Genomic DNA, 11,380 nt, shown 5'->3' on the forward strand with positions numbered 1-11,380 from the left:
GCGCGCGTCGCCTGCCGCACGGCGACGACGGCCGGTGCCGCCGCGGTGCTGTGCCTGGCCTTCCCGGTGCACCCACCGGGCCGCCCGGAGCGGACGCGGGCCCCGGAGCTCGAGGCGGCCGGGGTGCCGGTGCTCGTGGTGCAGGGCCGCAGCGACCGCTTCGGCGTCCCCGGGGACGGTCCGGACCGCCGGGTCGTCCTGCTCGACGGCGACCACGGCCTGACGAAGCAGCACGACCTGCTGGGGTCCGCCGTGGGGGAGTGGCTGGCGACACTCACCCGGAGTTCGTGAGGGTTGCCTACCCTCAATTCCGGCCTATGTTCAGTTCGTGATGATCAGACCGTTCGCCCGGTTCGTGGCGGTGCTGCTGGTATTCGGGGCGGCCGTCGGCTGCGGTGCGGGCTCCGGCCCCGGGCCCGAGGCGCCGGGTGGCTACACCGTGACCCACGCGATGGGTGAGACCCGCCTGCCCGCCCGGCCCGCCCGGGTCGTCGTCCTCGACTCCCCGCACCTCGACGCGCTGGTCGCGCTCGGGACCGTCCCGGTCGGCGCGAGCGTCTCCGCCGCCGGCGCGGGCTACCCGCCCTACCTCGCGGACCGGCTCACCGGCACCGAGTCCACCGGGCTGATCGCCGAGCCGGACCTGGAGGCGGTCGTCCGGCTGCGCCCCGACCTGATCATCGGGTCGGCGGTCCGGCACCGCCCGCTCTACGAGCAGCTGTCCCGGATCGCCCCGACGGTGTTCTCCGTCGGCAGCGGCACCGACTGGGAGGAGCAGGCCCGGGTGACGGCCGACGCCGTCGACGCCCGGCCCCGGATGGAGGAGTTGCTGTCGGGCTGGCGCGGGCGCGCGGTCACGGTCGGACGCGAGGTCGGCGCTCCCGGCCGGACGGCCTCGATCGTGCGGTTCCGCCCGGAGTCGTTCCGGCTCTACGGCCCCCGCAGCTTCTCCGGTTCGGTGCTCACCGCGATGGGCTACGACCTCGGCGACCGTCCGTGGAACGAGTACTCGATGATCGAGAGTGCCCCCGAGCTGGCCGGGAGCATCGACGGCGACGTGGTGTTCTTCACCGACCGGGCGCAGGACCCGTCGTCGGGCTCCCGTGCCGCGGTCGCACGGCTGTGGGGCCCGCTGCCCGCGGTGCGCGCGGGCGCGGTCCACGAGGTCGACGACGAGACGTGGATGGTCGGGATCGGCGTGCTGGGCGCCGAGCGCGTCATCGACGAGGTCCGGGAGCGGGCCGCCGCGGGCTGAGTCCCGGGTCGCCGCCGGGCGCGGTGAGCCGGGCGGCGATCTCCGTGGCCGGGACCGGGGAGCCCAGGTGCCAGCCCTGCCCGATGTCGCAGCCCAGCTGGTGCAGCCGCCGGGCCTGGCCCTCGGTCTCCACCGACTCCGCGACGACGGTCAGCCCCAGGGTGTGGGCCAGCTCGATCATCGCCGAGAGGATCACCGGGCTGTCGACGTCGTGCGGGACGCCGTCGTCGCCCGGGCAGGGACCGCCCTGCCCGGTGACGAACGACCCGGCCAGCTTGAGCACGTCCACCGGCAGCCGGTGCAGGTAGACCAGGTTGGAGTAGCCGGTGCCGAAGTCGTCGATGGCGATCCGCACCTCGAGCTGCGAGAGCTCCTCCAGCGCCTGCACCGGGCGCCCGGCGGCGGACATGAGGTCGCTCTCGGTCAGCTCCAGCTGCAGCGACGACGCCGGCCACCCGGTCCGCTCCAGCACGTCGGCGATGCGGGCGACGGCGTCGGGCCTGCGCAGCTGCTGGCCCGCCACGTTCACGCTGAGCACGAGCCCCGCGTCGGCGCCCGCGTCCACCCAGCACCGGGCGTCGGTGCAGGCCCGCTCCAGCAGGTGCAGCCCCAGCGGCACGATCAGGCCGGTCTGCTCGGCCAGCGGGATGAACACGTCCGGGCCGAGCCGCTCGCCGTCGGCGGTGCGCCACCGGGCCAGCGCCTCCACCCCGACGACCGAGCCGTCGTGCAGCGACACCAGCGGCTGGTACTCCAGATGGAACTCACCGCGGTCCAACGCGCCCGGCATGCGCCCGGCCAGCTCGAACAGATGCACGTCGTTGGCGTGACGGGCCGGGTCGAACACCGCGATCCGGTCCCGGCCGTCGCGCTTGGCCCAGTACATCGTGGTGTCCGCGGCCTGCATCAGCTCGGCCGCCCCCTCGGCACCGGCGGTGCCGGAGTCCACCGCGAACGGACGGTCGACGATCCCGATGCTGGCCGAGACCACGACCTCCCGGCCGCGCACGTGCACCGGCCGTCGGACGACCGCCAGTGCCTGCTCGGCGACCGCGGTCAGCTGCTCGACGCCGGCGCAGCGCTCCACGAGCACGACGAACTCGTCGCCGCCCATCCGGGCGACGGTGTGCCCGGCCGGCCGGAGCTCGGCGTCGAGGCGGTGCGCGACGGTGCGCAGGAGCTGGTCGCCCGCGTCGTGGCCGAGGGTGTCGTTGACGGCCTTGAAACCGTCGAGGTCGAGGTAGCAGACCCCCACCGGGGCGGGGGAGCCGTACGGGCCGGCGAGCGCGGTCTCGAGCCGGGTGAAGAACAGCGAGCGGTTCGGCAGACCGGTGAGCGGGTCGTGCTCGGCCTGGTGGCGCAGCCGTGACTGCAGGCGGCGCCGCTCGGTGACGTCGGAGACCATCGCGACGAGGTAGCGGGGCTCGCCGTCGGGGGAGCGGACCAGCGAGACGGTCAGCTCGGTCCACACCTGGTCACCGTCGGCCCGGAAGTAGGACTTCTCCATCCGGGCGTGCCCGATCCGCCCGGCGAGCATGGCCTCGATCTGCGGCCACATCTCCGGGGTGTCCTCGGGGTGGATGAACTCGAACACCGAGCGGCCCACGAGATCGCCCGGCCGGTAGCCGAGCATGGCGGTCAGCGTGCGGTTGGCCTCCAGGATGCGACCCCCGGTGTCGGCGACGCTGATGCCGAGCACGGAGCTCTCGAACACGACCCCGTAGCGCGCCTCGGACTGCCATCGGGCGTCCTCGGCGGCGGCGCGCGCCGCGAACGCGGCGGAACTGATCCGTTCCTGCTCCAACCGGGTGCGATCGCGCAGCGTCCGGGCGTACCCCGTCGACAGCGCCCCGACCGCCGCGGTCCAGCGGCGGAACCGTTCCGGGTCCGGGTTGAGCCCGGCGAAGTGCTGGGCCAGGACGTCGATCGAGCAGCGCAGCGCGGCCGGGTCGGTGAGGTGCGCGGCGACCAGCTCGGCCCCGACGTCCTCGGCGACCGCCTCCTCGGCCCGCCCCTCGACGACGGCGGTGAACCACCAGGCCGCGCCGGACAGCACCGCGTACAGGTCGGCGCGGGCGGCGGAGACGAAGCCTCGTGCCTCGATGGCGCGCACCCAGGCGTCGGCCAGCGCCGACGGCCCCGGCCCCTGCCCACCGGGCAGGACGGGGACGGGCTTCGCCACGACGGCTCTCCCTCCGACGGTCAGATCCCGGGCTGCCCGGCGTGACGGGCGACGGCGGCGAGCCCGGGGTAACGCTGCGCCTCGGGGCCCACCGGGGACTCCGGACGCCAGAGCGGGATCCGCACGACGCCGGGCTCGACCAGCTCCAGATCACCCAACAGCGCCGCGACCTCCTCGGTGTCGCGCATCCGCATCCGGTTCGGGGACCTGTCCCTGTTGTAGAGGTTCTGGGCCCGGCTCGCACCGGAGAGGCCCCCCTCGTCACTCGCGTGGCTGACGACCACGTGGCTGCCGGGGGCTGCCGCGCCGGCGTAGGCGGCGATGATCCCGGCCGGGTCCGCCTCGTCCGGGACGAAGTGCAGCACCGAGACGAGCAGCACCGCCACCGGCCGGGACAGGTCGAGGTGGGTCCGGGTCACCGGGTCGTCGAGGACCCGGCGCGGGTCGGTCAGGTCGGCGGCGAGGACGGCCGTCGACGGGTCGCCGTCGAGCAGCGCACGGCTGTGCGCGACGGCGATCGGGTCGTGGTCGACGTAGAGGACCCGGGCGTCGTCGCAGGCGGTCGCCGCGACCTCGTGCACGTTGCCGACGGTCGGGATGCCGGATCCGAGGTCGAGGAACTGGCGGATCCCGTGGGCGCACAGGTGGTGCACGGTCCGGCGCAGGAACGCCCGGTTGGCCTGCGCGACGGCCGCCATCTCGGGCAGCGCGTCGAGCACCTTCTCGGCGAAGGCGCGGTCGGCCTCGAAGTTGTGCGACCCGCCCAGGTAGTAGTCGTAGACCCGGGCGACGCTCGGGCTGGTCATGTCCACTTCGTCGGGCGCCCATGCCGGTCGGTCCACGCGTGCTCCCCGTAGCTCGTCTCGATCGAAGGCGACGGCGTCCTGCTGCCGTCGGTGATCGACCCTACTGGCGCGGAGCCCGGATCGGACCCGTCCGGGTGACTCTCTGCGGTCAGCCGGTTGCGATCGGTGCGACGACGGCGCCGGTGAGCGCCACCAGGTCCGCCGGGGCGAGCTCGATCTCCAGGCCACGTCTGCCCCCGGAGCAGAACACCGTCGGGTGCTCCTGCGCCGAGGCGTCCAGGACGGTCGGCAGCCGCTTGCGCTGGCCCAGCGGGGAGATGCCGCCCGCGACGTAGCCGGTGGCCCGCTCGGCGTCGGCGACGTCGGCCATGACGGCCTTCTTGCCGCCCGCGGCGGCGGCCAGCGCTTTGAGGTCCAGCTGGGCCGACACCGGCACGATCCCGACCGTCATGGCCCCGTCGACGAGCGCGACGAGGGTCTTGAACACCCGGCGCGGGTCCTGCCCCAGGACGGCGGCGGCCTCCTCGCCGTAGCCGGCACCGTCGTGGTGGGTGTAGGTGTGCAGCTCGTGCGCCACGCCGCGCCTCGCCAGCAGCGCCGTCGCCGGGGTGCCCCTGCCCGCCATGGTCGTCCTCCCATACCCGTCCCCGGGGCCGTGCCCCGGGCGCCGACGGGAACCTACGGGAATGCCCTCCGGCGGCGCACCGTTGTTCCGTACGTGACGACATCAGTGATGGAGAGGCCCGGGGCCGCGCCGCCGGACGGCCGTGAGCGGCCGGGGCGCGTACCCTCCGACGCGTCCGCCGTGCCGGTGACCCGCACCGGTGCGCGACTCGTGTCACTGGAGAGGGAACCTTTGTCAGTACAGCCGGATCAGCCGGGTCAGCCGGAGACGGGCGCGGCAGGGACCGATCCCGCGGAGCTCGCCGCCCTGGTCGGCGTGGCCGACGCCGACGGCAACCGTGCGCCCGAGGACGAGAGCGTCTCCGACCGCACGGCCCGCTTCGAGCGCGACGCGATGCCGCTGCTCGACCAGCTCTACGGCGCCGCGCTGCGCATGACCCGGAACCCGGCCGACGCCGAGGACCTGGTGCAGGAGACCTTCCTCAAGGCGTACTCGGCGTTCGGGTCGTTCCGGCGAGGCACCAACCTCAAGGCGTGGCTGTACCGGATCCTGACCAACACCTACATCAACGGGTACCGCAAGCGGCAGCGTCAGCCCCTGCAGTCGCCGACCGACGAGATCACCGACTACCAGCTGGCCCAGGCCGGTGAGCACAGCTCGACCGGTCTGCGCTCGGCCGAGGTGGAGGCCCTCGACGCGCTGCCCGACAGCGACGTCAAGGAGGCCCTGCAGGGCCTGCCGGAGGACTTCCGCATGGCGGTCTACCTCGCCGACGTCGAGGGGTTCGCCTACAAGGAGATCGCCGAGATCATGGGCACGCCGATCGGCACCGTCATGTCGCGGCTGCACCGCGGCCGGCGTCAGCTGCGCGACATGCTGACCGACGTGGCCCGCGAGCGCGGATTCGTCCGCGACGGGGCCGCCGGCGCGACCGGGGACCGGGAGGTGACGGCATCGTGAGCGCCGCCGAGGGCTCGGGCGCACCGCTCGAGCGCAACCCCATGATCCAGGACCCGCCCGCGAACACCGGGTGCACCGAGGTGCTGGCCGAGGTGTGGCTGTTCCTCGACCACGAGTGCGACCAGGAGCGACGACGCCTGCTCCAGCAGCACCTCGACGAGTGCGCGCCCTGCCTTGCCGAGTACGGCATCGACGAGAAGCTGAAGGCGCTGCTGGCCCGCAAGTGCGGCGGCGAGGCGGCCCCGGCCGGGCTCAAGGACCGGCTGCGGTCGCAGATCCGCTCCGCGGTGCTCGAGCAGGCCCAGGTGACCGTGGAGAGCGGCCCGGACGGCACGAGCGTCTCGGTGTCGCACCAGCGCACCGAGTACCGCCGCTCCGGCGGCTGACCGGCACCGCCGCTCCGGCGGCACACGCGAGAGGGCGGGCACCCCACCGGGGTGCCCGCCCTCTCGCGTCGGTGTCGCCGAACTCAGCAGTTCGGCTTCTTGCCGTGGTTGGCGCCCTTCTTGGCGCGGTCACGGCGCTTGCGTGCACGCTTGGACATCTCGACCCTCCTTCCCGTCCGGGTCACGGTTCCGCGGCGTTGCCGCGGGAGCTTCGTACGCGCGATTCTCGCATGTGGTGGGATGGGCGATCGTGACCACGCTGAGCGAGCTGCTCGCCGAGCACACGACGATGGACGGCGAGACCGCCGATCACCTCCAGCGCGTGGTCGGTGAGTGGCAGTTGTTGGCCGACATGTCCTTCGCCGACTTCCTGCTGTGGGTGCCGCTGGACGACCTCCACGCGGGGACGGGCGGTGCCTCCCGGGCGGCGACCGCGCAGTTCCTGTGCGTCGCCCAGGCCCGGCCGACCACCGCACCGACCGCCCACCCGGACGACGTCGTCGGCCGCCGGGCGGTGCCGGTGGAGGTCGGCCAGCTGCGCCGGGCGGTGCTGGAGGGCCGGATCTGCCGCGACGACGACCCGCGCTGGCACCTGGAGGTGCCGGTGCGCCGGGAGACCATCCCGGTGCGCTTCAAGGGCCGCACGGTGGCGGTGCTGTCCCGGGACACCAACCTGTCCACCCCGCGCGTCCCGAGCCCGCTGGAGATCGCCTACCTCGGCAGCGCATCGGACCTGTGCCAGATGATCGTCGACGGGACGTTCCCGCCGCAGTCCGGTCCGCCCGGCTCGGCCGAGGGCAGCCCGCGCGCCGGGGACGGCCTGGTCCGCCTCGACGTGCACGGCAACGTGGCCTACGCCAGCCCGAACGCGCTGTCGGCGTACCACCGCATGGGCCACGCCAGCGACGTCGCCGGCGCCGACCTCGCGACCGTCACCAAGGCGCTCGTGCTGGACCCGTTCGACGCGAAGGACGTCGCCGGCCGGATCAACGAGGCCCTCGACGGCGCCCCGTCCACCCGGATGGAGGTCAAGGGCCGCCGGGCGACGATGCTCGTGCGCGCGCTGCCGCTGCGGCCCCGCGGTGACGCGGCGGGCGCGCTGGTGCTCGTCCGCGACGTGACCGACCTGCGTCGCCGGGACGCGGCGCTGATGAGCAAGGACGCCACCATCCGGGAGATCCACCACCGGGTGAAGAACAACCTGCAGACGGTCGCGGCGCTGCTGCGGATGCAGGCTCGGCGCAGCGAGAACCCGGAGGCGGGCCGGGCGCTGGAGGAGTCGGTCCGCCGGGTCACCTCGATCGCGCTGGTGCACGAGGCGCTGGCCTACTCCGTCGCCGAGGTCGTCGAGCTCGACGAGCTGCTGCCGAAGGTGCTGCCCGCCATCCGCGACGGCGCGACGACCGAGTCCCGCGCCCGGGTGCGCGTCGATTCCGGGTTCGGGGCGCTGCCCGCGGCGAAGGCCACCCCGCTGGTGCTGGTCCTGGCCGAGCTGACCCACAACGCGCTGGCGCACGCCTACGACCCCGGCACGGCGGGGGAGGTGGTCGTCAGCCCGGTGCGCTCGGCGAGCCGCCTGGAGGTGTCGGTGGCCGACGACGGCCACGGCATGCCGGTCGACTTCGACTTCGAGAGGTCCAAGGGGCTGGGTCTGCAGATCGTGCGGACACTGCTGACCTCCGAGCTGGAGGCGACGATCGAGGTGCGGGCCCGGGAGGGCGGCGGCACGGTGGCGGTGGTCCGGGTACCACTCGGCGGCTCCTGAACGCCCCACCGCCCTTCGGGCGTGCTCCCAGGGGAACTCTCGTGGCGTAGAGCGCCCCGAAAGTTCCCCTGGGAGCAGGCCGGTGGAGCCGCGCAGGACGGCTCGGAGAGGGCCCAGGGACGGCGCGGACGACGGCGGCCAGAGGCAACCGGGGACATGCTCGTCGTCCCCGGGCGGTCGCTGCGGTGCGGCGGGTGACCGATCCCGGTCACTCCCGGTGACCCGGGGCGTGGACGGGGGCCCGGAGGGCACCGGATACGCTCGTGCCGTGACCGTTGATCCCGGTGCCGTGGTCGCGCCGGCACCGTGGTCGACCCTCACACCGGGGTGGCAGATCACCCCGAACGCACCTCGGGCCCGTGGCCGGTGGCGTCCGGCTACGGGCCCGAGGTCGGGGAGCTACTTCTTCTACTGTTCGGAGCTGCTGTCCGGGACAGCTGTTCCTGCCGCATTCCGGGCGAGTACCCGGGCGGGGCTGCCTACGCGGTGCGAGCGCGCGGACGGGTGCTGCGCCGCTTCAGGGCGCGCCGCTCGTCCTCGCTCATGCCGCCCCAGACACCGGCGTCCTGGCCGGACTCGAGAGCCCACTGCAGGCACGACTCGGTGACCGGGCAACGCCGGCACACGCTCTTGGCCTCCGCGATCTGCATCAGGGCAGGGCCGCTGGTGCCGACCGGGAAGAACAGCTCCGGGTCCTCGTCGCGGCAGATCGCGTCGTGACGCCAGTCCATGATCACTTTCTCCTCTGGTGCGCGATCGGGGTCGCGCCGATCGTCTGTGCGCTTGGTGTTACGTGCGTGTTTCGCAGCTTGTGAATACTTTCACGAGCCACCGCGGTCCTCAATGGGAAACTGCTCGCGGGATGCGTGAGCGCCCTCATAGGGAACGCACGCAGACAGACCAGTGCCCGGGACTTCGAGCCGCCCTGGGCCAGTTCCACGATCCAGTGTCCCTGTCCCACCCGGAATCGGCCACCCGAAAACGATGTCGACCCGGACACCCTCTGAGTGAGGGGTCCGGCCCGGTGGGACGGAACCTCCACGAGCGGCGTTGCTCGTGGCCTCGCTTGCGTAGGGACCACCTTGGATCACGGGTTTGGCCTGGTGTAAGCCCCAACGGGACCGACGGTCCGCTCACATCGGTGAATGGCGCGGTTGCTCACTCCGGCGTGTGAGAGCGCCCGCACGATGCGCGACGAACCGTCCGTCTCACACGACGACGCGTAACGCTCCGGGCACGCTGAGGAATTCCACGTCGGTGCGCATTCCGAGGTGGTCGCCGTCGAGCTGGAGAGCGAGAGGCTGTTCCGACGTGATCCGCACCCGGCCGACGGCGTCGTGCCGGACGATGTGCCGCCCGTGCGGGTCGCCGTCGGCGGCCAGGATCTGGCGCAGGGTCGAGGCGATCGTCCGCGGGCTCAGCCCGGTGAGCGCGAACAGCCCCAGCCCGCTGCCGAACGACGAGCGGGGGTTGGTCCGCACCGCGCGGCCGGACAGGAAGGTCCACGGGTCGGTGTTGGAGACGAACGCCAGCCGCACCCCGGTCAGCGGTGCCGCGTCGGGGAGCTCCACCGTCATCGACGGGGGACGGCGCAGCTGCGCGAGGTACTGGGCGATCGCGGTCAGCGCGTAGCGGCCGGGGCTGGCCTCGTGTCCCTGCGCGCGGGCGCGCTCGACCGCGGCCACCACCTCGGCGTCCCAGCCCATGCCGGCGTTGAAGGTGAACCAGCGGTCGTCGGCCCAGCCGAGACCGACCAGCCGTCGCCGCCGCTGGGCCAGCGCGGTGAGCACGTGCCCGGTCGCCTCGACCGGGTCGCGCGGCATGTCGAGGGCGCGGGCGAACACGTTCGCCGAGCCGCCGGGGACCACCGCGAGCATCGCGGTGGCGTCCGGGTCCGGCCGCGGGGCACCGCTGCCCGAGCCGGTCTGCGCGGCCAGCAGCCCGTTGACGACCTCGTTGACCGTCCCGTCGCCCCCGAGCGCGACGACGAGCTCGACGCCGTCCGCCACGGCCGCCGCGGTCGCCTCCGCCGCGTGGCCCCGGTAGCGGGTCTGCAGGACGTCGAGCTTCAGCTCGCTGGCCAGGGCCTTGGTCAGCACGTCCCGGCCGGCGGCGGTGGTGGACGTGGCCTGAGGGTTGACCACGAGCAGCGCGCGCACGGGGCGACTGTATCGACCGCGCACCGGCCGGTCCGTCGGCCGCCCGGCGGTGGCCGCCGCGGCGGGCGGCCTATCCTCGGTGGGTGGCCGATGACCGCGACGACCGCCCCGTGACGCGGGAGCGACCGCCGGAGAACGTGCGGGTGGCGGGGGTGCTCGTCGCGGCCGAGGGGCTCGTCGGCGCCGTCCTCGCGGTCGTGCTGGGCGTACGCGCGCTGGAGGCCGGTGGCGCCCGCCTCTACTACGGGCTCGCCGAGGCCGGCATCTTCGTGCTCCTGGCGGCCGCCGTGGCCGGTGTCGGCTACGGGTTGGTCCGCGGGGTGCACGGCTGCCGCACCCCGGCGATCGTCGTGCAGCTGCTGCTGTTCCCGGCCATCTACTACGCGCTGGGCCCCAGCCGTCAGCTGGTGTGGGGCATCGTCTGCGGACTGTTCGTGCTGTTCACGTTCCTGATGCTGATCAGCGAGCAGGCCCGGCGCTGGTCGATGGGCGACGAGTACCCCGAGGACTAGCTGTACTGCCCGGACAGGTTGGTCAACCTGCTGAACGGTGGGAGACCACCGATGGCGGTGTGGGGCCTGTGGTGGTTGTACTCGTGCAGCCACCCGGGTAGCGCCTTTCGGCGTTGCGACTCGCCGGTGTAGAGCCGGGCGAAGGCCCAGCCGTCGGCGAGAGTGCGGTGGAACCGTTCGATCTTTCCGTTGGTCTGTGGGCGGTAGGGACGGGTGCGTTTCGGGGTGATCCGCAGCGCGTGGCAGGTGTCGCGCCAGGCGTGGGAGCGGTAGGCCGAGCCGTTGTCGGACAGGACTCGGCGGGTGGTGACCCCGCGGGCGGAGAACCAGGCCACCGCGCGGCGCAGCACAGCGATCGCGGTGGCGGCGGTCTCGTCGTCGTGGATCTCGGCGTAGGCCAGGCGGGAGTGGTCGTCGAGCACGGTGTGCACGAACGCCGTGCCCATCTTCGCCTGGTGGTGGGCGTTGCGAAGTTTCCCAGGGGTCGCGGCCCGGTTGCGGTCTCCCTGGGCGCGCCCGACATAGCGCCAGCCGCCGCCGTCGGGGATGTTGCCCAGCTTCTTCACATCCACGTGCAGCAGATCCCCGGGGGCGGGGTGTTCGTAGCGACGCACCGGTTCTCCGGTGGCGCGGTCGACATGGGCGAGGCGGTTGATCCGACACCGCACCAGCACCCGGTGCACGGTCGAGGCAGCGACACCGACCCGGTCGGCGATCTGGACCGGGCCCA

At 73.5% G+C, this 11,380-nt stretch carries 12 protein-coding genes; 6 read left to right on the forward strand and 6 right to left on the reverse strand.

The window, feature by feature from the left end; all coding sequences use genetic code 11:
• Together GTW08_RS00245 and GTW08_RS00250 are read left to right on the forward strand one after the other, a co-directional pair.
• On the forward strand, positions 1–291 hold a 291-nt coding region (locus GTW08_RS00245; protein WP_346009820.1), incomplete at its 5' end, for an alpha/beta family hydrolase.
• A gap of 40 nt (positions 292–331) precedes the next feature.
• Positions 332–1,255: an ABC transporter substrate-binding protein gene (locus GTW08_RS00250; protein WP_161151219.1), complete on the forward strand. Its 924-nt coding sequence runs from the start codon at positions 332–334 to the stop codon at positions 1,253–1,255.
• On the opposite strand, the gene GTW08_RS00255 is transcribed toward GTW08_RS00250, so the two are convergent.
• The 3 genes from GTW08_RS00255 to ybaK form a co-directional block, all read right to left on the reverse strand.
• A complete protein-coding gene (locus GTW08_RS00255; RefSeq protein ID WP_073576319.1) occupies positions 1,218–3,437 on the reverse strand; it encodes a putative bifunctional diguanylate cyclase/phosphodiesterase in 2,220 nt (739 codons plus the stop codon). The genes GTW08_RS00250 and GTW08_RS00255 overlap by 38 nt on opposite strands.
• 20 nt (positions 3,438–3,457) lie before the next feature.
• Positions 3,458–4,279 carry an SAM-dependent methyltransferase gene (locus GTW08_RS00260; RefSeq protein WP_073576318.1) on the reverse strand — a complete coding sequence of 274 codons (822 nt, stop codon included), beginning with the start codon at positions 4,277–4,279 and terminating at the stop codon, positions 3,458–3,460.
• A gap of 112 nt (positions 4,280–4,391) precedes the next feature.
• On the reverse strand, positions 4,392–4,868 hold the full coding sequence (gene ybaK, locus GTW08_RS00265) for a Cys-tRNA(Pro) deacylase (RefSeq protein WP_073576317.1): 477 nt from the start codon (positions 4,866–4,868) through the stop codon (positions 4,392–4,394).
• Positions 4,869–5,183: 315 nt separating this feature from the next.
• Here ybaK and GTW08_RS00270 point away from each other — a divergent pair, with 315 nt between their 5' ends.
• The 3 genes from GTW08_RS00270 (at position 5,184) to GTW08_RS00280 (ending at position 7,979) form a co-directional block, all read left to right on the forward strand.
• Positions 5,184–5,828 (forward strand): sigma-70 family RNA polymerase sigma factor, encoded by a 645-nt coding sequence (locus tag GTW08_RS00270; RefSeq protein ID WP_062403710.1) that lies wholly within the window; start codon positions 5,184–5,186, stop codon positions 5,826–5,828.
• Between the two features lie 41 nt (positions 5,829–5,869).
• Complete coding sequence (gene rsrA, locus GTW08_RS00275; protein WP_062403708.1) at positions 5,870–6,214, forward strand: mycothiol system anti-sigma-R factor; 345 nt, start codon at positions 5,870–5,872, stop codon at positions 6,212–6,214.
• Between the two features lie 250 nt (positions 6,215–6,464).
• Complete coding sequence (locus GTW08_RS00280) at positions 6,465–7,979, forward strand: sensor histidine kinase (RefSeq protein ID WP_073576822.1); 1,515 nt, start codon at positions 6,465–6,467, stop codon at positions 7,977–7,979.
• A gap of 479 nt (positions 7,980–8,458) precedes the next feature.
• Here GTW08_RS00280 and GTW08_RS00285 read toward each other — a convergent pair whose 3' ends face one another.
• Together GTW08_RS00285 and GTW08_RS00290 are read right to left on the reverse strand one after the other, a co-directional pair.
• Complete coding sequence (locus tag GTW08_RS00285; RefSeq protein ID WP_043277332.1) at positions 8,459–8,710, reverse strand: WhiB family transcriptional regulator; 252 nt, start codon at positions 8,708–8,710, stop codon at positions 8,459–8,461.
• A 477-nt stretch (positions 8,711–9,187) separates the two neighbouring features.
• The gene (locus GTW08_RS00290; protein WP_020623034.1) at positions 9,188–10,138 is read right to left on the reverse strand and encodes a diacylglycerol/lipid kinase family protein; all 951 of its coding nucleotides are present in this window, start codon (positions 10,136–10,138) and stop codon (positions 9,188–9,190) included.
• Between the two features lie 83 nt (positions 10,139–10,221).
• On the opposite strand from GTW08_RS00290, the gene GTW08_RS00295 reads away from it, so the two are divergent.
• Positions 10,222–10,650: a hypothetical protein gene (locus GTW08_RS00295; protein WP_083658762.1), complete on the forward strand. Its 429-nt coding sequence runs from the start codon at positions 10,222–10,224 to the stop codon at positions 10,648–10,650.
• On the opposite strand, the gene GTW08_RS00300 is transcribed toward GTW08_RS00295, so the two are convergent.
• A partial coding sequence (locus tag GTW08_RS00300) for an IS481 family transposase (protein ID WP_161151218.1) occupies positions 10,647–11,380 on the reverse strand: 734 nt, incomplete at its 5' end. The genes GTW08_RS00295 and GTW08_RS00300 overlap by 4 nt on opposite strands.

This window comes from Pseudonocardia sp. SID8383 (assembly GCF_009864975.1).
Lineage (GTDB): Bacteria > Actinomycetota > Actinomycetes > Mycobacteriales > Pseudonocardiaceae > Pseudonocardia > Pseudonocardia alni.